This is a genomic window from Streptomyces sp. NPDC026575, assembly GCF_055567415.1.
In genome coordinates this window covers 68,386-89,988 of the sequence record NZ_JBVHQM010000032.1, presented here as the reverse complement: position 1 = coordinate 89,988, position 21,603 = coordinate 68,386, and the positions used below count along the sequence as shown (strand labels likewise).

Genomic DNA, 21,603 nt, shown 5'->3' with positions numbered 1-21,603 from the left:
TCACAATGGCCGTATGGCCGACGTTCCCCCGCACTCCTCCTCCGCCGCCGCACCGGGCCCCGCCCCCGCCCCGCTGCTGTCACTGGCCGAAGTGGAGGCGCTGGCCCGGCGGGCGCACTCGGGGCAGACCGACAAGGCCGGCCGCCCGTACACCGAGCATCTGGCGGCGGTCGCCGCGGGCGTGCGGGCGCGGGGCGGCAGCGACGAGCAGATCGCCGCGGCCTGGCTGCACGACGCGGTCGAGGACGGTGCGCTGAGCCGGGAGTGGCTGGCCGGGGCGGCGCTCGGCGAGGCGACCAAGGCGATGGTCCTGGCGGTCACCAAGCGGGCGGGTGAGCCGGTCGAGGAGTACACCGCGCGGATTCTGGCCACGCCCGGTGCGCTGCTGGTCAAGGAGTCCGATCTCGCGCACAACGCCGATCCGGACCGGCTGGCCGTACTGGACGCGCCGACGCGGGAGCGGCTGACGGCGAAGTACGCCCGGGTGCGGGGCCTGTTGGGGTTGCGCTGAGCCTGCCCTCCCCGGGCCGCGGGTCCACACAGCGGACGCCCGCCCGGAAAGATGGCCCACACAGCTACTCTGCGGCGATGACTCCTACGGACCGCCCGCAACCTTCCCCTGCGCGAGCAGCGCGCGTGATCGCCGCCCTGGAGGGCGTCGGCGTCCGCCGCTCCACCACCGGACAGGTCATCCTCGACGCCGTCGACTGGACCGTGCGGTCCGGTGAGCACTGGGCGTTGCTGGGCGCGAACGGCGCCGGCAAGACCACCGTCCTGCGCCTCATCGGCGCGCTGATGTTCCCCACCGTCGGCACCGTCGAGGTGCTCGGCCACCGGCTCGGCTCGGTGGACGTCCGCGAGCTGCGCGCCGTCATCGGCCTGGTCTCCAGCGCGCAGAAGGTGCCGCAGGACGCGACCGGCCACACCGTCGTGCTGACCGGCGCGACCGGCACCGTGCAGCCGCTGTGGCGCGAGTACGACCCGGCCACCCGCGAGCGGGCGCACGAGCTGCTCGCCGAACTGGACTGCAAGGAGCTGGCGGACCGCCCCTACGGGGTGTGCTCGGGCGGCCAGCGGGCCAGGATCCTGATCGCCCGCGCGCTGATGGCCGACCCCTCGCTGCTGCTGCTCGACGAGCCGTTCAACGCGCTCGACCTGCCCTCCCGCGAGGACCTGATCGACGCGCTGCACCGGCTGGCCCTGGGGCGCCCCGAGTTGGCGACCGTCACGGTCACCCACCACCTGGAGGAGCTGTCCCCGTCCGTCGCCCATGCCCTCCTCCTGCGCGACGGCCGGGTACAGGCCCGCGGCCCGGTGGAGGAGGTCCTGACCGGCGCCCGTATGACGGCCTGCTTCGGCCGCCCGATCGAGGTGTCCCGGCACGAGGGCCGGTGGCTGGCGCGGTCGGGCAGGCGGGGGTAGGTACTGCGGATACTCCGGCGGTGATTTTCTTCGCTCCCGCCACCCCTGCGGAAGCGCCGAAATTCCCGTACACCCCGACATTACGTTGTCTTTACGAACCGCATATCCAGATATGCATCGCATCACCATGGCGTATACCGGGACATCCTGCGTTTTCTCCGCGAGACCACTGAACGGCACGCCGCTTTCCACTGCTTCCGGTACGGTTGGCGGAAATCGCATTCGCACGGCGGGGAGAGCCATGTCCAGCGAGCCTCAGAAACACGTGGACGAGTCGGAGTTCATGGATGTCGCGAGGGATCCGGCAGAGGCGCGTGCGCTGCGCAAGTCTCTTGAGATGATTGCCCGCGGCGGAGCCGGCGACGCGATGAAGGAGATGGCCCAGGAGGTCCTCACCGGGCGCATCGGCCTCCGCGAGGCCGCCCGGACCCCGGGATACACCGACGCTCTCCTGGAGAAGTCGGAGCCATTCCAAAAGGAATGGAACGAGATGTCCGAATCCGAGCGCCACGCCCGTGCCACCGAGGGCGAACGAGCCCTGGAGGACGAACGCCGCGACATCGCGGAGGAGCGCCGCGCGGCGCAACACCGGAACCCGCACGCTGCCGGACGCCACAGCGGAAAAGGCTGGTCGCTGCAGTAAAGGGTGTCGCGCTCTCGCGCCAGTCGGGAACGTACACCGCAGTCGCCCTGGCGGCGGTTTCCATGCACAGGACGAAGACCCCGAGGGGGATCGGGACATCATGAGTTTCGCGGTAGAACCCGCCGACCTGGACGGCTACGCAAAGCTGATATCGCGCGCGAGCGACGACGTCGATGCGGGCGTCGACTTCATGCAGAAGAACGCCAACATCGAGGACTCGGTCGGAGATCTCTGGCAGACCGTATACGGCCCGCACCAAGAGCACCTGGACGCCGCGAAGAAGTGCCTCAACGGATTTCGGCGCATCCTCGACGCCTCGTCACACGAACTGACGAAATCCGCCAAGTACTACCGGGCGACCGATGAGGAGCAGGCCCGCAAAATCGACGCCACGTATCCGAAGAGCAGGCCCCATCGAAGCGGGGACGCCAAGGGCGCGAAGGGCCCGTCGTCGAACTTCGCGGACAAGGAAGACGCCGGCTCGCATCTGAAGCCCCCGGGGGGCGGTGACGGGTATGTGGCCGACTGGGCAGGAGAGTTCGAGGCGCACCCCTTCGAGAAGGGGTTCGGCACGCTGCTCGACTTCGCCAGCCCTTCCGCCACGACCCTTGAGTTCATCAAGGCGATGACCGGATGGGACCCGCTCGGGGACTTCGTCAACTGGTCGGCGGGAGACTGGGAGTCCTTCCTCGACTGCTCCGACGTGTGGGGATCCTTGGCCGATCTCTCCGCGACGATCTCCCGGAACGTCAAGGCGGGGAACATCGAACTGGACGCGGCCTGGCAGGGAAACTCCGCAGACGCCGCGTACGCGTACTTCGATGAACTCGGCGACAAGCTCCTCACACTCGAAGAGACCTTTCACTCGCTCAAGGACAACTACTTCGAGATCTCCGGCGCCGTCTACGCCTTCGGAGAGTTTTACAAGGGCATGGTCGTGGACGTGCTGGACCTCGGCCTCAAGGCGCTGCTCAACTTCATCGCCGGGGATGCGGCGCTGGCCACCGGCGTCGGCGCCGCGGCGGCCGCACCCTTTTACGCCATGTCTGCTCTCCAGATCGTGCGCGTGATGGAGCGGTGGGGCGAGGCGACGGCGAGGCTCGGCCAGGCGATGAAGATCGCCAGTGCCGCGACCGGTGCGATTCAAGGCTCTCTCGGAGTGGCGTTCAATACCGTCAACAACTTTCCGGTACCCGGCTCGGGCTACGACAACCGGGCCGTTTAGCCGGCCGGGCAGCACCAGGGAGGACCGCATGACCCAGCCAGAGCTCCCCGACATGGGTGATCCGATCCCGCGGGAGGGGTTGCCGCCCTGGAAGCAGCGCTTCTATGAGTATGCGCTGGTGGTCATCGGGCTGCTGGCCCCGTGGGCCTTCCTCTGGGTTGCGGCGGTGAGGAATCCGGGGCTGCTGTGGATTCCGGTGGTGAATCTCCTCGGTACGTACGCGGGGCTGTATGTCATGGTCCGGGGGTGGCGGGGCCGGTCTCGCCGGATGTTCGCGGTGCTGGCCGGTGTGGTGGTGTGCTGGATCGTCTGCACGGAGGTGTTCCGGCGTCTGAACTGAGGCGCCGGGAACGGGGCAGGCGCACGAAGGCTCCGCCCCGGCCGGTCAGTCCTCCGCCTCGCCCCGTGCGATCGCGTCCGCGACCTCCGCCGTGCGGGCCGCCTCCTCGGCGGCGAAGCGTTCCGCGTCCAGTTTGTCGGCGAACTCCTCGTCCTGGGCCATCAGCAGATCGAGGTTGGCGTCGCCCAGGTCGAAGACGCCCAGGTCCACATAGGCGCGCTGGAGGCGTTCGCCCCACAGGCCGATGTCCTTCACGCAGGGCACGATGCGGCTGAAGAGCAGCTTCCGGAAGAGGTGCAGGAATTCGGAGCGCTCGGTGAATTCCGCGGCCTCCTTGGGGGGAATGCCGAAGTTCGTGAGGACTTCCAGGCCGCGCAGCCGGTCGCGCATCAGGTAGCAGCCCTCGATGACGAACTCCTCGCGTTCGCGGAGTTCGGCGTCGGTGAGCTGCTTGTAGTAGTCGCGCAGGGCCATCCGGCCGAAGGCGACATGGCGGGCCTCGTCCTGCATGACGTACGTGAGGATCTGCTTCGGCAGCGGTTTGTCGGTGGTGTCGCGGATCATTCCGAAGGCGGCCAGCGCCAGGCCCTCGATCAGCACCTGCATGCCGAGGTACGGCATGTCCCAGCGGGAGTCCTTGAGGGTGTCGGCGAGCAGCGTCTGGAGGCTGTCGTTGACCGGGTAGAGCATCCCGATCTTCTCCTGGAGGAAGCGGCTGTAGATCTCGGCGTGCCGCGCCTCGTCCATGGTCTGGGTGGCGGAGTAGAACTTCGCGTCGAGGTCCGGGACGGATTCCACGATCCGCGCCGCGCAGACCATGGCGCCCTGCTCGCCGTGGAGGAACTGGCTGAACTGCCAGGCGGTGTAGTGCCGGCGCAGATCACCGCGGTCCTTCTCGGTCATCTTGCCCCAGTACTTGGTGCCGTACAGGGACATGGACTCATCGGGCGTACCGAGCGGATCCGTGGGGTCCACTTCCAGGTCCCAGTCGATCCGCAGGGCGGCGTCCCACTGCTTGTCCTTGCCCTTCTGGTAGAGCGCGAGCAGCCGGTCGCGACCGGCGCCGTACTCCCAGCTGAAGCGGGCCGCGCCGGAGGCGGGCACCTGCCACAGCGGGTCGCCGGGGTCCTGCACATAGAGCTCTCGGGTCGACACGGGCGCCTCCTCGGCTCGCCAAACACCTTGCCCTGGACGATGGTTGGCAGGCTCACACGTTTCTTACTCACGGGTCAATAACTCGCGCACAGGGGATTGACGAGCTTGCTGACAAGCAGTCTCATAAGAGCTGACCGCCGGTAACCCACTAGCGAGGTAGCCAGATGACGAGCGCGCCCACCGCCATGACCGCGACGGACACCGAAGTCCTGCGGGACGCCCTCGGCCTGCTCAAGGACCGGGAACAGGTCGCCGAGCGGCTGCTCGACTCCTCCGCCAGGCACTCCTTCGACCCCGACGCCGAACTCGACTGGGAGGCCCCCCTCGAAGAGGGCAAGTGGTTCTGGCCGCCGGAGCTGGTCTCGCTCTACGACACCCCGCTGTGGCGGAAGATGTCGCTGGAGCAGCAGCAGGACCTCTCCCGGCACGAGGCCGCCTCGCTCGCTTCGTTGGGCATCTGGTTCGAGATCATCCTGATGCAGCTGCTCGTACGGCATATCTACGACAAGCCGGTCACCAGCGCACATGTCCGCTACGCGCTCACCGAGATCGCCGACGAGTGCCGGCACTCCAAGATGTTCGCCCGCATGATCCAGCGGGGCGGCGCGCCCACGTACCCCGTCTCGCGCCTCAACCACAACCTCGCCCGGATCCTCAAGACGGTCTCCACCACCCCGGGCTCGTTCGCCTGCACCCTGCTCGGCGAGGAGATCCTGGACTGGATGCAGCGGCTGACCTTCCCGGACGAGCGGGTGCAGACCCTCGTGCGCGGGGTGACCCGGATCCATGTCGTCGAAGAGGCCCGCCATGTCCGCTACGCACGCGAGGAGCTGCGCCGCCAGATGGTCACCGCGCCGCGCTGGGAGCGGGAGTTGACCCGGATCAGCTCCGGCGAGGCGGCCCGGGTCTTCTCCCTCGCCTTCGTCAACCCCGACGTCTACACCAACGTCGGGCTGGACAAGCGGGAGGCCGTCGCCCAGGTGAAGGCCAGCGGCCACCGCCGCGAGGTGATGCAGTCAGGGGCCCGGCGGCTGACCGACTTCCTCGACGAGATCGGTGTGCTGCGCGGTGTGGGCCGCAGGCTGTGGCGCAGTTCGGGGCTGCTGGCCTGAAGCGCTCGGCATGCCCCGTCCGCGACCCGAGCACCTGTACGAGCCGACATCCGGGCCGGTTACGCTGCTGTTCATGAACGGCAGCGGCACCGCCCCAGCAGTACCCCGACCCGCCTATCGCAGGCTCAGCGTCGAGCAGCGCCGCAGCCAACTGCTCGCCGCCGCGCTCGGGCTCTTCGCCCAGCGCGCGCCCGAGGACGTCTCGTTGGACGATGTCGCCACCGCCGCCGAGGTCTCGCGGCCGCTGGTCTACCGCTACTTCCCCGGTGGCAAGCAGCAGTTGTACGAGGCGGCGCTGCGCAGCGCCGCCGACATCCTGGAGCGCTGCTTCGCCGAGCCCGAGACCGGCCCGCTCACCCGGCGGCTGTCCCGTGCGCTCGACCGCTATCTGGCGTTCGTCGACGAGCACGACGCCGGCTTCAGCGCGCTGCTCCAGGGCGGCAGCGTCGTGGAGACCTCCCGTACGTCCGCGATCGTGGACGAGGTGCGGCGCGCCGCGGCCGACCAGATCCTGCGGCATCTGGGCGAGCCGGAGCCGGGCGTCAGGCTGCGGATGACCGTGCGGATGTGGCTCACCGCCGTCGAGGGCGCCTCGCTGATCTGGCTCGACGAGGACAAGCAGCCCGCCCTCGACGAGCTGCGGGACTGGCTGGTGGACCACTTCATCGCGCTGCTGACCGCGACCGCGGCCCGCGATCCGCAGACCGCGCGGGTGACCCGGGCGGCGCTGAAGCTGGAGACCGCCGACGGCCCGGTCGGCGATCTGTCCCGGCGCATCCTGCCCGTCGTCAGCGACGCCGCACACCTGCTGTGACCAGCGGCTGCGCTCCGGTGGTGAAAGACTGGGGGCGTGCGAAGCGAGAACACGCCCTTCGTCGGCGGGCCCCTGGACGGCCGGGTGCTGCCGGTGCTGGTCGGCATGACCGGTCAGCCGCCGAAGACCTATGAGATCCCAGTGCCCAACGACGACGGGCGGCCGCCGACGCTGCACGTCTACCGGCGCGTCCCGGCCCGTGTGAGCCGCCTGGGCCTGCCGAGCGGCTGGAAGTACGAGTACGTCCCGGAGGAGCAGCGGGAGGTCCAGGGCCGCCGGAAGTGGCCCTGGACCAAGTGACCGCCGCTCAGGGGCTGCCGGACAGCCCTCGGGTCACCCGTGCGACGCGAGGTACGCCCGTGCGGCGTCCGGGTCGTAGAAGAAGTTCTCGAAGTCGGACGGGTCGTCGAAGCCGTTGGCGAAGCGGTCGGCGACGGGCTGGAGCTGCCCGGCCGCGCCGAGGATGTCCAGTACGTGCTCCGGCGGCGGGGCCAGCATCGCGTTGGTCCACTTGGTGACGTGCCGGGCGGTGTCCCAGTAGCGGTCGAAGGTGGCGCGCATCCAGTCCTCGTCGAAGGGCTCCTCGCCGCGCTCCAGGATGGAGGCGAGGTAGGACGCGGCGCACTTGGAGGCCGAGTTGGAGCCCTGGCCGGTGATCGGGTCGTTGGCGACGACCACGTCGGCGACGCCGAGGACCAGGCCGCCCGAGGGGAGCCGGCCGATGGGGTTGCGCACGGTCGGGGCGTAGCGGCCGGCCAGGGTGCCGTTGGCGTCGGTCAGTTCGACCTTGGTGGCGCGGGCGTACTCCCAGGGCAGGAACTTCTCCATCAGCTCCAGTGTCGTGGCCAGGTGCTCGTCGGGGTCCTTGACCGACTGGAAGACGTCCAGCGGGCCGCCGGGGACGCCCTCCCAGAAGAGGATGTCGGCGCGGCCGGAGGTGGTGAGCGTCGGCATGACGAAGAGCTCGCCGACGCCGGGGACGACGTTGCAGCGCACCGCGTCGAAGTCGGGGTGCTCGGGGCGCGGGCCCAGGCCGTGGACGTAGGCGACGGCGAGTGCGCGCTGCGGGGTGTCGTAGGGGGAACGGGCCGCGTCCCGGCCGAACATGGACACCAGCTCGCCCTTGCCGGCCGAGACCAGCGTCAGATCGTAGCGGCCGGCGAAGAAGTCCAGGTCGGAGACGGCCGCGCCGTGGATGACGAGTTGGCCGCCGCGCTGCGCGAAGGTCTCCATCCAGCCGGCCATCTTGACCCGCTGGTCGACGGACTGGGCGTAGCCCTCCAGCGTGCCGACCCAGTCGATGGCGCGCTGCGAGCCGCCGGGCTCGGCGTGGCTGCCGGGCGCGGCGACCGAGACGCCCAGGCCCTCGATGCGCGGCGCCTGGCTCTCCCAGAAGTTGATCGCGAGATCGCGCTCGTGCTGCAGGGCGGTGTCGAACATGCACTGGGTCGACATGACCCGGCCGGAGCGGATCTCGTCGGCGGTGCGGTTGGACATCAGGGTGACGTCGTAGCCCTTGGACTGGAGACCGAGGGCGAGCTGGAGCCCGGACTGGCCGGCTCCGACGATGAGTACTTTCCGCATGGCGGCGCTCTTCTCTGTTACTGCGGTGTTCGGGGTGAGGCGTGGGGGGTGGAACGCGGCCCCTGGGGCGGGACCGCGGGCGGGCCCGGTTACTCCGGCGCTTCCTCCAGCGCGTGGCCGACCAGCGCGAGCAGCGAGGCGACCACCGTGGTCCGCCGGCGCGCGTCCATGATCACGACGGGTACCCGGGGCGGTACGGTCAGCGCCTCGCGGACGTCCTCGACGGCGTACTCCTCGGTGCCCTCGAAGTGGTTGACCGCGACGATGTACGGCAGTCCGCAGCTCTCGAAGTAGTCCAGCGCCGGGAAGCAGTCCTCCAGGCGCCGGGTGTCGGCCATCACGATCGCGCCGATCGCGCCGCGCACCAGGTCGTCCCACATGAACCAGAACCGCTGCTGTCCGGGCGTGCCGAACAGATACAGCACCAGGTCCTGGTCGAGGGTGATCCGGCCGAAGTCCATCGCGACCGTGGTCGTGGTCTTCTCCGGGGTGGCGGTCAGGTCGTCGGTGTCCTCGCTGGCCCGGGTCATCATCGCCTCGGTCTGCAGCGGGGTGATCTCCGAGACCGAGCCGACGAAGGTGGTCTTGCCGACGCCGAAGCCGCCGGCCACCACGATCTTGGTGGCGATCGGCGCCCGCGAGCGGTCGGTCTGCCAGCTCTGCAGACCGGCCTCGTCGGCCGTGGCCAAGGGCTCGGCCCGGTCCTCGGAAGAAGCCGTCGAAGGAGCCGTCGCCGTCGATGAGGGGGCCGTCGCCGTCGATCCGGCCGATGTCGTGTCAGAGCCTGTGAAGTCCACCCAGCACCCTCTCCAACAGCGCGCGTTCGGGCCGGCCGGAGGGGTGCCCGGTGCCGTAGACGCGAATCCTTCCCTGGTCGGCGAGGTCGCTGAGCAGGACCCGGACGACGCCCAGCGGCATCTTCAGCAGCGCGGAGATCTCCGCGACCGAGCGCATCCGGCGGCACACTTCGACGATCGCCCGCATCTCCGGCATGACCCGCTCGGCCCAGCCGCCGCCGGTCAGCTCGCGCCGCTCCTCGGGGGCCTCCAGCGCGGCCACGAACGTCTCGACGAGCAGCACATGGCCGAAGCGGGTCCGCCCGCCGGTGAGCGAATAGGGCCGCACCCGCGCGGGTTTGCGGTCCCCGCCGCGTATCGGGAGTTTGGGGTTGCTCACTGGGCGTCCTCCATCGACTTGCGCAGTTCGCTGCGGAGTTCGGGGGTGAGGACATGGCCGGCCCGGCCGACGAACAGCGCCATGTGGTAGGCGACGACGTTCATGTCGCAGTCCGGGGCGGCGTGCACACCGAGCAGCGAGCCGTCGCTGATCGCCATGACGAACACGCTGCCCTCGTCCATGGTGATCATCGTCTGCCGGACGTCCCCGCCGTCCATCAGCTTCGCGGCGCCGTGGGTGAGGCTGCCGAGCCCGGACACGATGGTGGCCAGGTCCGCACTGGACCCTCTGGGCCCGCTATCGCCGTCCGGCCGCGCCCTGGCCGCCGTCCGGTCCGGGTCGGAGCTGAGCAGCAGCAGGCCGTCGGAGGAGACCACTGCGACCGAGCGGATGCCCGGCACCTCGTCGACCAGGTTCGTCAGCAGCCAGTGCAGGTTCTGTGCCTGGCTGCTCAGTCCTTTTCCGTGAGTGGGGGGCGCTTGCGCCATCAATCGTGTGCCTCCTCGGCAATCCGGCTCTCTCCCGGGGCCCCCGCTCCGTCGGTGTCGGTCTGTGGGATGGTCTGGTCCCCTGTACGCTCCGCGATCTCGGTCTCGACCTCGCGCCGGCCGTCCTGCGCCCCCTGCTGGAATCCGCCCAGCCGGCGCCGCAGCGCCTCGGCACCGGCCGTACCGCTCTTGCGCGGGGCCGCGGGCGCCGGGCGCTGCGCCACGATGTGCGGCGTGCGCTTGGGCAGCCCCTTGGTCGTCCGCCGCTTCTCCGGTGTCGCGGCGGGGGCCGGGTCGGTGGCCTCGGCTGCCGCGTCGGTGGCCTCGGCTGCCGGGTCCTCGGCTTCCGCGTCCTCGGCTGCTGCGTTCCTGGCCGCCGGGTCCGTGGGTGCCGGATCCGTTTCGGGGCCGGTGTGCTGGTCCGGGCCGATGGCGTACGGATCGGCGGCCACGGGCGCGGAGCCGCCCGCCACGGGCTGGGCCGGCGACTCGACGGCCGGGCTCGCCTCGTCCTCGGTCCGGGTGTGCGCGTCGTCGCCGGTGGTGGCCTCGGCCGCGTCGATGGCGCGCTCGGCGGCGGCGACCAACGGGTCGGTGTCCGGGTCGGCGTCCCGGTCGGCGTCCGTTTCGGCGGTGGGCCCGGCCGCCGCCGGTTCCGTCCGCGGCACCCTCGTCTGCAGGGTGTTGGAGTTCGCCTCGGCGACCGAGCCGGGCAGCACGGGGGTGTGCGCCGCCTCGCGCGGCGCCGTCGTGGCGGGCGAGGGGGCCGGGCGGGTGGGCAGTATCGAGCCGGGCAGGACGACCACGGCCGTGACGCCGCCCTGCTTGGCGTCGCGCAGCTGGACCCGGACGCCGTGCCGGGCGGCCAGCCGCACCACCACGTACAGGCCCAGTCCCAGGGCCTCGTCGACGGTCTCGGAGGACGAGGCGGCCTCGGCGTCCGCCAGCCGCTCGTTGAGCTCGGCCAGCCGCTCCGCGGTCATCCCTATGCCCTCGTCCTGCACCGAGAGCATCAGCTCGCCGCTCTCCATCAGCCAGCCGGAGAGCTCGACATGGGCGTCCGGCGGGGAGAACGCGGTGGCGTTCTCCAGGAGTTCGGCGACCAGATGGCTGAGGTCGTCCGCGGCGAACCCGGCGACCTGCGCGTGCGGCGGCAGCGACTCGATGCGTACCCGGTCGTACCGCTCGATCTCGCTGACCGCGGCGCGCAGCACGTCCAGCAGCGGGACCGGGCCCTGGTGGCCGTTGCCGTGCTGTTCCGCGCCCGCCAGCACCAGCAGGTTCTCGCTGTTGCGGCGCATCCGCGCGGCGAAGTGGTCCAGCTTGAACAGCGTCTCCAGCCGCTCCGGGTCCCGCTCGCCCTCCTCCAGCGACTCGATGACGGCGAGCTGGCGCTCCACGAGGCCGAGGGTGCGCAGCGAGAGGTTGACGAACCGGCCGTGCACGCCGGTCTGCGCGGTGGCCAGCCGCTCGGTGAGATCGGCGACCTCCGCCTTGAGCGACGCGCTCTGCTCCTGGAGCACCTCGCGCTCGGCGACCAGCCGCTGCCGGCCGCCGACCAGCCGCTTGCGCTCGCCCTCCAGTTCGGCGGTGCGCCGCGCCGACTCGCCCACCTGGGCGTGCAGTGCGTTGACGGACCGGACGACGGCGGCGAACTCGTCGTTGCGGCCCTTGTAGCTGATCGGCTCCTCCTGCGCGGGGTCGCCGGCCACCCGCTTGGCGCCGATCCGCAGCGCCGCCAGGGGCTGGGTCAGGGTACGGGCGGCCCAGACGCCGGCGCCGACGGCCAGCAGCAGGCAGAGCGCCTCCAGGCCGATGCGGATCTCCAGCTCGTTCACATCGTCGTCGCGCAGGGCACCGAGCCGCTCGATGTCGGCGGTGGCCATGGCCGACTCCACGCCCCGCATCAGCCCGATGCGGGTGGTGAGGGTCTGGGCCACCTTCTGGCGGTTGAGCCGCAGGTCCGCGGCGTCCAGGCGGGGCTGGTCGGTCAGCCGGGTCAGATAGCGCTCGGCGGCGGTGATGTCGGCGCCGGTGACGGTGCGTTCGTAGCGGTCCCGGGCGCCCTGGCCGGCGGTCTGCCGGAAGTCGCCCAGCGCGCCCTGGGCGCGGATGTGCGCGACCTGGGCGAGGGCGGTCAGTTGGGGCCGGCTGCCGCCCGCGCCGAGCCCGGCGAGCAGCAGGGCGCGGGTGCCGGCGGCCTGGTCGGTGAGGCGGCCGAGGGCGGGCAGCGCGCGGGTGTCGGCGTCGGCGGAGTCCGCGCGGGCGGGGAGGTGGCGGGCGATGGTGTCGCCGATCGCGCCGAGCGCCTGGATGACCTCGGTATAGGCGTGGTAGACCTGCTCGGCCGAATCGGTACCGGACAGCGCCCTGTGACGGGTTTGCGGGAGCTCGGCCAGGAGCTTGGCGGCGGCCGCGTAGACCTGGGTGTCGCCCGAGGCGTCCTGGGCCTCGGCGCGCAGCTCGCCGATCTGCCGGTCGACGCGGACACGCTGGGGCTCGAAGGCCGCGGAGGCGTCGGCGGATACGGCGGTGCGCCCGGACACGGCGGCGTCGGCCGCGGCGGTGTGGGCAGTGGTGGCGTTGGCAGCGGCGGCGTCGGGAGCAGTCGCGCCGTTCCCGGTGCCGTTGACTCCTGTGCCGTTGACTCCTGTGCCGTTGGTGCCGGTCCCGTTGGTTCCAGTGGCGTTGGCTCCGGTGGCGTTGGCTCCCACGCCGTTGGTTGTCGGGCGGCCGGTCCGTGCGCTGCCGGCTCCGCCGGTGCGGCCGCCGTGGGCACCGGATGCACCGGATGCGCCGGGCTTGGCGCCCTTGCGGCCGGCCGGTGCGGCGGCGTGCGCGGTCAGCGCGTCGCGCTCGTCGGCGAGGGAGTGCGCGAGGGCGATCGCCCGGGCGTTCAACTCGGCGAGGTCGACCAGCTGCTGGCTGTCGTGGGCGTTGTCGGCCGTGGTGGCGAGGCCGGGGGCGCCGGCGCCGAGGACCGCGGCGGCGACCACGGCCACCGCTCCGACGAGCCGGTTGCGCACCCGCGCCGGACGCCGCCCCGAGAGGTCGTCCCCGCCCGTCGCGCCCGCACCCTTGCCCGGTCCCGAGACCGAACCGGCCGGTGAACCCGGCTTCCCTGCGCCGCCCCGAAGCCGCATCTTCCGCACCGCTGCTCGCATTCCTGTCTCGCCTGCCCACGCCGTATGGCGTCGCGGACCCGGTTCGCTCGCCGCTCGCGGGGCGGACCTGCGCGCACACCGCAGCAGCACACACTTCCGCGAAGGGTAAACAGTCCGGCTCTGCGCGTCGCGATGAACGTCCTGGCCCCGCCCTTGACCGGGCAACGACCCTTCCACCGGCGTCGCGCAGTGGCCCGGCAACACATGCCTGGCCACCTGAACGAGTGAACATCACTTGCAGTTTGACCATCAACTTCCCGGCGCCACCGATTTCCGCGGCGGACCGGCCCACGGCCCGGACGGGTTTGGAGATGCGTGCCGGTCCTGGAAAGATGCCCGCCCGCACGCCGCCGGCTCCCTGGTCCATACCTTCCGTACGCCGCTGACCTGCCCGTACGCCGACGCCGCCGGGAGCGCCCGGTAAGCGGGGCAGCGCCGCGGCCTCCGGCAGACTTGCGGCCATGCGCATCGAACTCGCCACCGAGCCGGGTGATCCCCAACGCCCAAACGAGGACTACGCATCGGTCGCCCTGCCCGCCTTTGGCCAGGGCGGAGTCCTGGTCCTTCTGGACGGGGTGACACCGCCCGCCGAGGACTACGGATGCGTGCACACGGTGCCGTGGTTCACCGCGCGACTCGGTGGCGCCTTGCTCGAACTGTCGGTTTCACGCCGGGATATGACACTCCCTGAGGTGCTGGCCGCCGCCATCTCCCGGACGGCCGACGAGCATCGCGGCACCTGTGACCTTTCTCACGTCCGCACTCCGCAGGCAACCGTGGTGGCCGCGCGGTGGTCCGAGGCCACCGTCGAGCATCTCGTCCTGTCCGATTCGGTGCTCCTGTTGGAGCGGGTGGACGGCTCGGTGCATCCGGTGCTGGACCCGCGGCTGGACGAGCTGCCGCCTGCGGTCCGCGCCCAGCGCGCCGCCGTGCGGGCGCTGCCCCGCGGTTCGGCGGAGCGGGCCGCGGCGGGGCGGGCGTACGGCCGCGCGGTCGAGGCGCTGCGCAACGCCGAGGGCGGCTTCTTCACCGCGGCCGCCGATCCGTCGGTGGCCGCCCGCGCGGTGAGCGGCAGCACCCCGCGCGCCGAGGTCCGCTCGCTGACCGCGCTCACCGACGGCGCGGGCCGCTGGGTCGAGGTCTTCCGGCAGGGCTCCTGGAAGGACTGCGTCGACGTGGTGGCCGAGCAGGGCCCGCAGTCCCTCGTCGACCAGGTCCGGGCGGCCGAGGCGGCGGACCCGAAGTGCGAGACCCATCCCCGCGGCAAGGCCCGGGACGACGCGGCGGTGATCTACGTGGCGCCCTGAGCAACGCCCGGGAATGTCTCCTCCGGGAGAACCCCCCTCCGGGAACATCCCCCGCCCCCACCACGTTGTGGCCCCGCAGGGGGCGCTCGCATCCCCTACGGAATGCGTTCGACGACCCCTACCCCCCGCCTCCCTCGCCCCCTACCCCTCCTCGCCCTCCTGCTCCGTGTTCAAGCGATGCAGCAGCCGCGCGAGTTCGGCCACCTCCGCGCGGTCCCACGAGGCGAGCCGGCGCGCGTACTGGGCGCGGCGCCCGTTGCGGACGCGGGTGAAGCGGGCGAGGCCCTCGTCCGTGATGCGGACGAGGACGGCGCGGCCGTCGGCCGGGTCCGGCTCGCGGGCGACCAGCCCCAGCTTCTCCAGGGCGTGCAGCTGGCGGCTCATCGTGGCCTTGCCGACCCCGAAGAAGCCGGCGAGGTCGGTGGCGCGCTGCGCGCCGGCGTCGGCCAGCCGGAGCAGGAGCCCGTATGCGGACGGCTCCAGATCGGGATGCACCTCGCGGGCCAATTCGCCGGACGAGGCCCGGGCACGGCGGAGGAATACCGCCAATTCCCGTTCCAGGGCGAGAAATACGTGGTCCTCACCAGTCGGCTCGCAGTCCGCCGCGGTACCGCCGGCTCCGGTGTTGTGCACGTCAGCGCCCATTCCCGCTTTCCTCATCTGAAAGTTTCCGCCCTCGGCGGCCGAAGCCGCAGCTCGGCCAGTATTTCGCAGGATTAGACCAACGGCAGCCCGGCAACCCTCTTTTGCCTCATCGGTCTACGCGCGTATCGTGATACCTGGCATGACCACACCAAGCGGCCCGGTCGGCGTCAAAGGTTCCGCCGCGCGTCATGCACACCGCACCTCCGTGTCATCGCGTCTGCGTCATGCCGTCAGATCATCCCCCTCAGGTCACCCACCGAGATCTCCGGAGACACGTATGACCGTGCTCAGATCCGGCTTCCCCCACCGCCCCGCACGCTCCCTCGCGACCGTGGTCGGGGCCCTTCTCGCGATTCTCGCCCTCCTTCTCGGCCGGCCGTCCGCCGCCGGCGCCCAGGCTCCGCGGCGCGCGCCGGAACCGACCCACCCCGGACAGGACTGGGCCGGCTCGCAGATCGCCAGGCACGAGGGCACCGCGATCGGCACCGCCCCGCCGGCGGCCTCGCTCGCGGCGTCCGTCGAGGGCGTGGACGTCAGCAGCCACAACGGCAACGTCGCCTGGTCGACGCTCTGGAACAGCGGCGCCCGCTTCGCCTACGTCAAGGCGACGGAGTCCACCAGCTACACCAACCCGTACTTCGCGCAGCAGTACAACGGCTCCTACAACGTGGGCATGATCCGTGGCGCCTACCACTTCGCCACGCCCGACACCTCCAGCGGCGCCGCCCAGGCCAACTACTTCGTCGACCACGGCGGCGGCTGGTCCAAGGACGGCAGGACGCTGCCCGGCGCGCTCGACATGGAGTACAACCCCTACGGCGCGACCTGTTACGGGCTGAGCGCGGCCGGCCTGGTCAACTGGATGAAGGACTGGTTCGCCACCTACAAGGCGCGCACCGGCCGGGACGCGGTCATCTACACCTCCACCGGCTGGTGGAAGCAGTGCACCGGCAACTCGTCCGCCTTCGGGGCCGTCAATCCGCTGTGGGTTCCGCGCTACGGCTCCTCGGTCGGCGAACTCCCGGCCGGCTGGGGCTTCCACACCATCTGGCAGTACACCTCGACCGGCCCGACGGTCGGTGACCACAACCGCTTCAACGGCGCCTACGACCGGCTGCAGGCGCTGGCGAACGGCTGAGCGCACCCGGCCGACGGTCCTTGCGCGGGCGTACGGCCCCCTCCACGCCCGGGCCGTACGCGCCGACGGGCCCCTGCCGCACAGCCCGTGCGGCAGGGGCCCGCCCCCTCTCCCCGCGCGCGGCTCAGGCCGCGACGGGGATTTCGGGCACGGCACCGTTGGACGCCGGTGTCAGCGCCAGCTCCAGCACCTGGCGGACATCCGCGACCGGGTGGACCTCCAGGGAGTCGAGGATCTCGGCCGGGACGTCGTCCAGGTCCGGTTCGTTCCGCTTGGGGATGATCACCGTCGTGATCCCGGCCCGGTGCGCCGCGAGCAGCTTCTGCTTGACGCCGCCGATCGGCAGCACCCGCCCGGTCAGCGAGATCTCACCGGTCATCGCCACATCCGGCCGGACCTGCCGGCCCGACAGCAGCGAGGCCAGCGCCGTCGTCATCGTCACGCCCGCGCTCGGCCCGTCCTTGGGGACCGCGCCCGCCGGTACGTGCAGATGCACTCCGCGCTCCTTGAGGTCGGCGACCGGCAGCTCCAGCTCCGCGCCATGGGAGCGCAGGAACGACAGCGCGATATGCGCGGACTCCTTCATCACGTCGCCGAGCTGGCCGGTCAGCTGGAGCCCGGACGCACCGGTTTCCGGATCGGCGAGCGATGCCTCCACGTAGAGCACGTCGCCGCCGGCGCCGGTGACCGCGAGGCCGGTGACCACTCCGGGGACGGCCGTCCGCCGCTCGGCCGGGTCCTGGGCGGACTCGGGGGTGTGGTGCGGCCGCCCGATCAGCGGGCGCAGCTGCTCCACGCCGATCGTGAACGGCAGCTCCCGCTCGCCGAGTTCGTGCTGGGCGGCGACCTTGCGCAGGAGCCGGGCGATGGCCCGCTCCAGATTCCGTACGCCCGCCTCGCGGGTGTACTCGCCCGCCAGCCGGCGCAGCGCGTCGTCCTCCAGCGCCACCTCGTCCCGCTCCAGGCCGGCCCGCTCCAGCTGGCGCGGCAGCAGGTGGTCCCGGGCGATGACGACCTTCTCGTCCTCGGTGTAGCCGTCCAGCCGGACCAGCTCCATCCGGTCCAGCAGCGGCTCGGGGATGGCTTCGAGGACGTTGGCGGTGGCCAGGAAGACCACGTCGCTGAGGTCGAGTTCGACCTCCAGGTAGTGGTCGCGGAAGGTGTGGTTCTGCGCCGGGTCCAGTACCTCCAGGAGGGCGGCCGCCGGGTCGCCCCGGAAGTCGGACCCCACCTTGTCGATCTCGTCGAGGAGGACGACCGGGTTCATCGAGCCGGCCTCCTTGATGGCGCGGACGATCCGGCCGGGCAGCGCGCCGACGTACGTACGGCGGTGGCCGCGGATCTCCGCCTCGTCGCGGACGCCGCCGAGCGCGACCCGGACGAACGAGCGGCCCATGGCGCGGGCGACGGACTCGCCGAGCGAGGTCTTGCCCACGCCGGGCGGGCCGACGAGTGCCAGGACGGCGCCGCCCGCCCGTCGTCCACCGCCGCCCTTGCCGGACTCACCGGGCGCGGTCCCCTTGGCCCCGCCGCCGACCAGCCCCAGGCCGCGCTCGGCCCGTCGCTTCCTGACGGCCAGGTACTCGGTGATCCGCTCCTTGACCTCCTCCAGGCCGGCGTGGTCGGCGTCCAGCACCCGCTTGGCGCCGGCGATGTCGTAGGCGTCCTCGGTCCGTTCGTTCCACGGCAGTTCGAGGACGGTGTCCAGCCAGGTGCGGATCCACGATCCCTCGGGGCTCTGGTCGCTGGCCCGCTCCAGCTTGTCGACCTCCTTGAGGGCGGCCTTGCGGACGTCCTCGGGCAGGTCGGCGGCCTCGACCCGGGCTCGGTAGTCGTCGCTCTCGTCCTCCGGGTCGCCGTTCAGCTCGGCGAGTTCCTTGCGGACCGCCTCCAGCTGCCGCCGCAGCAGGAACTCCCGCTGCTGCTTGTCGACACCCTCCTGGACGTCCTTGGCGATGGACTCGGCGACGTCCTGTTCGGCGAGGTGGTCGCGCAGCGTCTCGGTGGCGAACTTCAGGCGGGCGACCGGGTCGGTGGTCTCCAGCAGCCGGACCTTCTGCTCGGTGGTCAGGAAGGGCGAGTAGCCGGAGTTGTCGGCCAGCGCCGGCACGTCCTCGATCTGCTGGACGCGGTCGACGACCTGCCAGGCACCGCGCTTGCGCAGCCAGCTGGTGGCCAGCGCCTTGTACTCGGTGACGAGTTCGGCGACGGCCCCGGGCAGCGGATCGGGGACCTGTTCGTCGACGGTCGTGCCCTCCACCCACAGTGCGGCGCCGGGGCCGGTCGTGCCGGAACCGATCCGCACCCGGCCCAGGCCCCGGATCAGCGCTCCGGGGTCGCCGTCGGACAGCCGGCCGACCTGCTCGATCCGCCCGAGCGTGCCGATGCCCGCGTAGGTGCCGTCGATGCGGGGCACAAGCAGCACCCGCGGCTTGTTACCCGAGGTGGCGGCGGCCTGTGCGGCCTCCACCGCGGCGCGGACGTCCGCGTCGGACAGGTCCAGCGGCACCACCATGCCGGGGAGCACGACCTCGTCGTCGAGCGGCAGCACGGGCAGGGTGAGCGATGTGGACGTCGAAGCCATGATCTCCCCTTCGGCAATCAAGTTGAGCTTTACCCACTCAATGCGGAGGGGTGGGGAGTTGTTCCCCGCGCGCGTTCGCTGTGAGCGATCGCGGCGGGGCAGGCGTCGGGGAGCGCCCGGCTTGCCGGTGCGCGGGGCGGGTGCCGGGGGGCGCCCGGCATACCGGTGCGCGGGGCGGGTGCCGGGCTACCGGTGCGCGGGTTGGTGCCCGGCTACCAGTGCGTGGGGCGGGTCAGCGTCTCGGGCAGCTTGGTGGTGGAGTCGCCCCGGGCCGCGTTCAGCTGGGCCTGGGTCAGGAAGAGGGCGCCGGTGAGGTCGGCGCCGCTGAGGTCGGCGTCGCGCAGATCGGCGCCGATCACATCCGCCCGGCGCAGATCGGCGCCCTTGAGGTCGGCGGCGATGAGGTACGCGCCGCGGAGGTTGGCGCCCTGGAGGTCGGCGCCCCTGAGGCGGGCCCCCATGAGGTCGGCGCCCCGCCGCTCCTTCTTGCGGCCCGGGACCTTGGCCCGTACGAGCTCGCTGGTGCGCAGCAGCAGGGCGTTGACCTCGCCCCGGTGGGCCGGCACGTCCAGCGCGGCGAGTTCCTCGGCGCTGCCGCGGGTGAGGCGTTCGGTCTTCTCCAGCGCGGCCCTCAGGTCGGCGTGCAGGGGGCGGGCGGCCCGGAGGGTGAGCGCCTCGGCCAGGTACCAGAGCAGTTCGTGCAGCTGCCGCATGACGGGGAACACGTCGAACATCTGCCGGGCGGTGCCGGGTGCCTGCCGCCAGTCCCGTCCGCCGAAGGTGACCTGGGAGACCTTCTGCCCGGCGCCGAAGCAGTCGAAGACGGTGCAGCCGGAGAAGCCGCGCTTGCGCAGGTCGGTGTGGATGCCGCAGCGGAAGTCGGTCTGCAGGTTGGGGCAGGGCCGGCCGGCCTCCTTGTCGAGGGCGAAGTCCGCGGAGGCCGCGAACGGCAGCGCGACGCAGCACAGCCCGAAGCAGCTGCCGCAGTCGGACTGCAGGCCCAGCTCGACAGTGTCCGGATGTGCTTGCTTGCGCTCGGGCGCGCGGTCTGGGGACACGGTGCGGATACTCCTGCGGCCGGCGTGCGCCGCACGGGGCGGCGCCTGGAAGGGAGGTCCATTCTCCCAGGCCCGGACGGGTGGCAGCGGCCGGCCGGTTTCGCTCGCCGCGGGGCGCCGGCGGGCCGCCAACGCGGCGCCGGCCGCCGGGCGTTGTCAGTGGTCGCCCCTAGCCTCGGATCCATGAGCATGATCGGACAGTTCGCACGCGTCACCCCCGCCGAATTCGACCGCGCCCTCGACGACCCCGAGTGGGCGTTCAAGCTGGTCATCGGGCGGATGGAAGAGGAAGCCGGGCAGCCCGCGGAGCCGGCCGCGGCCCGCTGCCTGGACGTCGACAAAGCCTGGGACGCCCTCGGGTTCCTGCTGCGCCGGGCGGCCTTCCCGGTGGAGATCGTGTACGGGGAGGCGGACGTCCCGGGGGCCGACGACTGGGGCTACGGCCCGCCTCGTTACCTCACCGCCGAGCGGGTGCGGGTCGCCGCCGAGGCGCTCGCGGAGATATCCGGCGCGGAGCTGACGGCCGGCGTCGGCCCGGAGGACCTCGCCCTGGCGGCGGTGTATCCGTCGATCGTGTGGGAGCGCGGCGAGCCCCTGGACTATGTGCGCGAGCACTACGACGCGCTGCGTCCGTTCTTCCGTGCGGCGGCGGACCAGGGGGACGCCGTGCTCGTCTGGCTCGGCTAGGAGGGGGTGCGGGCGGGTGCCGGTGGTCCGGAGATGCGGTCCGGAAATGCGGCCCCTGGCTGACCCGGCGCCGGGGCCGATCCACCGGACCGGCTCCGGGCCCGTCGCGCCGGGGTCAGTAGGTCCGCACGCCGCGCAGCGCCGGATGCCCCAGGTCGCCGAGGAGCGGCCGAGGGCCGGTGCGGCAGGCGCGCCAGCGGCGCAGCAGGGGCCAGCAGGCCGTGCCCAGGGCGAGGGACAGCAGATGCCCCCAGTCGGTCATCGGGTCCAGGTAGGCCAGCAGATCGGTCAGCGCCAGGCAGCCCACGCCGGCCAGGAGGGGCCAGCGCGCCCAGGCCGGCAGCAGGCCCGCGAGGGCTCCGGTGCAGGTCATCACGCCGAAGCTGATGCCGTAGTCGAGGCGGTGCAGGGAGCTCTCCGGCAGCTGCCCGGCGGCGACGGAGAAGGCCACCGGCACCTCGGTGGCGAGGGTGGCCAGCGCATGGCCGCCGAAGAAGACCGCGGCGCTGCGCAGTCCGCCGATCCGCCGCTCCAGGGCCGTCAGGACGAGGAGGAAGGCGAGGGCGTAGGCGGAGGTCAGTCCGCCGGCTATCCACAGGGCGCTGGCGGCCAGCACCAGCAGCGGGGCCTTGGTCAGGTGGACGACGTCCGTGCTGGAGCCCCGCAGCAGTTCGGAGACCAGGTGGGGGTCGGCGTGTTCGGCGAAGAGGGAGGTGGCGGCGAGCAGGACGGCGTAGCCGAGGGTGAAGGGGGTGCCGGTGGGGGTGGGGAGGAGCCGCCAGACCCGTCGGCGCAGCCGCTCGGCGGCCGGCCCGGTGCTCGCCCGGCGCAGCCGCTCGGCCGCCGGCCCGGCACCGGCTCCCGCAATGTCGCCCGGGCCCCGATCGGCCCGTGCCCCTCCGGCGGTTCCCAGCCAGCTCACTTGGCGGTCCCTCCCAGTCCATGGCTCATCCGGTGAGCCACGCCCCATCTCCCCCGGGCGGTGCGTGCTCGTTCTGCTGTGCACAACGTCGCGGACCACCCTGCCTGCTCAACCCATGAGGAAGTTGTGAGAGTGATAT

General features: G+C 71.9%; 21 protein-coding genes. 11 read left to right on the top strand and 10 right to left on the bottom strand.

The features are described from left to right. The first annotated feature begins 13 nt into the window (after window positions 1-13). The 5 genes from ACZ4NB_RS32930 (at window position 14) to ACZ4NB_RS32910 (ending at window position 3,630) form a co-directional block, all read left to right on the top strand. The gene (locus ACZ4NB_RS32930) at window positions 14-511 is read left to right on the top strand and encodes an HD domain-containing protein (RefSeq protein WP_467666699.1); all 498 of its coding nucleotides are present in this window, start codon (window positions 14-16) and stop codon (window positions 509-511) included. Between the two features lie 77 nt (window positions 512-588). Then, on the top strand, window positions 589-1,422 hold the full coding sequence (locus ACZ4NB_RS32925; protein ID WP_467666698.1) for an ABC transporter ATP-binding protein: 834 nt from the start codon (window positions 589-591) through the stop codon (window positions 1,420-1,422). Window positions 1,423-1,687: 265 nt separating this feature from the next. Further along, the gene (locus ACZ4NB_RS32920) at window positions 1,688-2,065 is read left to right on the top strand and encodes a hypothetical protein (protein ID WP_467666697.1); all 378 of its coding nucleotides are present in this window, start codon (window positions 1,688-1,690) and stop codon (window positions 2,063-2,065) included. Window positions 2,066-2,165: 100 nt separating this feature from the next. After that, window positions 2,166-3,290: a type VII secretion target gene (locus ACZ4NB_RS32915; protein ID WP_467666696.1), complete on the top strand. Its 1,125-nt coding sequence runs from the start codon at window positions 2,166-2,168 to the stop codon at window positions 3,288-3,290. A gap of 28 nt (window positions 3,291-3,318) precedes the next feature. Continuing rightward, complete coding sequence (locus tag ACZ4NB_RS32910) at window positions 3,319-3,630, top strand: hypothetical protein (RefSeq protein WP_467666695.1); 312 nt, start codon at window positions 3,319-3,321, stop codon at window positions 3,628-3,630. 45 nt (window positions 3,631-3,675) lie between these two features. Here ACZ4NB_RS32910 and ACZ4NB_RS32905 read toward each other — a convergent pair whose 3' ends face one another. Continuing rightward, window positions 3,676-4,785: a ferritin-like domain-containing protein gene (locus ACZ4NB_RS32905; RefSeq protein WP_467666694.1), complete on the bottom strand. Its 1,110-nt coding sequence runs from the start codon at window positions 4,783-4,785 to the stop codon at window positions 3,676-3,678. Between the two features lie 164 nt (window positions 4,786-4,949). Between ACZ4NB_RS32905 and ACZ4NB_RS32900 the strand changes: the two genes are divergently transcribed. From ACZ4NB_RS32900 to ACZ4NB_RS32890, 3 genes are all read left to right on the top strand, one after another. Then, on the top strand, window positions 4,950-5,897 hold the full coding sequence (locus ACZ4NB_RS32900; protein WP_467666693.1) for an AurF N-oxygenase family protein: 948 nt from the start codon (window positions 4,950-4,952) through the stop codon (window positions 5,895-5,897). Between the two features lie 73 nt (window positions 5,898-5,970). Next, window positions 5,971-6,711 carry a TetR/AcrR family transcriptional regulator gene (locus ACZ4NB_RS32895; protein ID WP_467666692.1) on the top strand — a complete coding sequence of 247 codons (741 nt, stop codon included), beginning with the start codon at window positions 5,971-5,973 and terminating at the stop codon, window positions 6,709-6,711. 36 nt (window positions 6,712-6,747) lie between these two features. Next, on the top strand, window positions 6,748-7,011 hold the full coding sequence (locus tag ACZ4NB_RS32890; protein ID WP_393493394.1) for a hypothetical protein: 264 nt from the start codon (window positions 6,748-6,750) through the stop codon (window positions 7,009-7,011). 33 nt (window positions 7,012-7,044) lie between these two features. Here ACZ4NB_RS32890 and ACZ4NB_RS32885 read toward each other — a convergent pair whose 3' ends face one another. The 5 genes from ACZ4NB_RS32885 to ACZ4NB_RS32865 form a co-directional block, all read right to left on the bottom strand. Next, the gene (locus ACZ4NB_RS32885) at window positions 7,045-8,295 is read right to left on the bottom strand and encodes a styrene monooxygenase/indole monooxygenase family protein (RefSeq protein WP_467666691.1); all 1,251 of its coding nucleotides are present in this window, start codon (window positions 8,293-8,295) and stop codon (window positions 7,045-7,047) included. An 89-nt stretch (window positions 8,296-8,384) separates the two neighbouring features. Then, a complete protein-coding gene (locus ACZ4NB_RS32880) occupies window positions 8,385-8,984 on the bottom strand; it encodes a GTP-binding protein (protein WP_467666690.1) in 600 nt (199 codons plus the stop codon). Between the two features lie 88 nt (window positions 8,985-9,072). Next, window positions 9,073-9,471, bottom strand: coding sequence for a DUF742 domain-containing protein (locus ACZ4NB_RS32875; RefSeq protein WP_467666689.1), 399 nt, complete (start codon window positions 9,469-9,471; stop codon window positions 9,073-9,075). After that, window positions 9,468-9,959 carry a roadblock/LC7 domain-containing protein gene (locus tag ACZ4NB_RS32870; RefSeq protein ID WP_467666688.1) on the bottom strand — a complete coding sequence of 164 codons (492 nt, stop codon included), beginning with the start codon at window positions 9,957-9,959 and terminating at the stop codon, window positions 9,468-9,470. The genes ACZ4NB_RS32875 and ACZ4NB_RS32870 overlap by 4 nt, the downstream gene beginning before the upstream one ends. Further along, window positions 9,959-13,123, bottom strand: a complete 3,165-nt coding sequence (locus tag ACZ4NB_RS32865) for a sensor histidine kinase (protein WP_467666687.1) — start codon at window positions 13,121-13,123, stop codon at window positions 9,959-9,961. Before ACZ4NB_RS32865 ends, ACZ4NB_RS32870 begins: the two co-directional genes overlap by 1 nt. 461 nt (window positions 13,124-13,584) lie before the next feature. Between ACZ4NB_RS32865 and ACZ4NB_RS32860 the strand changes: the two genes are divergently transcribed. Then, a complete protein-coding gene (locus tag ACZ4NB_RS32860) occupies window positions 13,585-14,430 on the top strand; it encodes a hypothetical protein (RefSeq protein WP_467666686.1) in 846 nt (281 codons plus the stop codon). Between the two features lie 141 nt (window positions 14,431-14,571). On the opposite strand, the gene ACZ4NB_RS32855 is transcribed toward ACZ4NB_RS32860, so the two are convergent. Continuing rightward, window positions 14,572-15,075 carry a MarR family winged helix-turn-helix transcriptional regulator gene (locus tag ACZ4NB_RS32855; protein WP_393493411.1) on the bottom strand — a complete coding sequence of 168 codons (504 nt, stop codon included), beginning with the start codon at window positions 15,073-15,075 and terminating at the stop codon, window positions 14,572-14,574. Between the two features lie 277 nt (window positions 15,076-15,352). On the opposite strand from ACZ4NB_RS32855, the gene ACZ4NB_RS32850 reads away from it, so the two are divergent. After that, on the top strand, window positions 15,353-16,213 hold the full coding sequence (locus tag ACZ4NB_RS32850) for a lysozyme (RefSeq protein WP_467666685.1): 861 nt from the start codon (window positions 15,353-15,355) through the stop codon (window positions 16,211-16,213). A 124-nt stretch (window positions 16,214-16,337) separates the two neighbouring features. On the opposite strand, the gene lon is transcribed toward ACZ4NB_RS32850, so the two are convergent. After that, on the bottom strand, window positions 16,338-18,797 hold the full coding sequence (gene lon, locus ACZ4NB_RS32845) for an endopeptidase La (protein ID WP_467666684.1): 2,460 nt from the start codon (window positions 18,795-18,797) through the stop codon (window positions 16,338-16,340). A gap of 212 nt (window positions 18,798-19,009) precedes the next feature. After that, the gene (locus tag ACZ4NB_RS32840) at window positions 19,010-19,855 is read right to left on the bottom strand and encodes a pentapeptide repeat-containing protein (RefSeq protein ID WP_467666683.1); all 846 of its coding nucleotides are present in this window, start codon (window positions 19,853-19,855) and stop codon (window positions 19,010-19,012) included. Window positions 19,856-20,038: 183 nt separating this feature from the next. Here ACZ4NB_RS32840 and ACZ4NB_RS32835 point away from each other — a divergent pair, with 183 nt between their 5' ends. Further along, entirely contained in the window at window positions 20,039-20,542 is a 504-nt protein-coding gene (locus ACZ4NB_RS32835) for a YfbM family protein (RefSeq protein WP_467666682.1), read from the top strand. Window positions 20,543-20,657: 115 nt separating this feature from the next. On the opposite strand, the gene ACZ4NB_RS32830 is transcribed toward ACZ4NB_RS32835, so the two are convergent. Beyond that, on the bottom strand, window positions 20,658-21,464 hold the full coding sequence (locus tag ACZ4NB_RS32830; RefSeq protein ID WP_467666681.1) for a rhomboid-like protein: 807 nt from the start codon (window positions 21,462-21,464) through the stop codon (window positions 20,658-20,660). Window positions 21,465-21,603 lie beyond the last annotated feature (139 nt).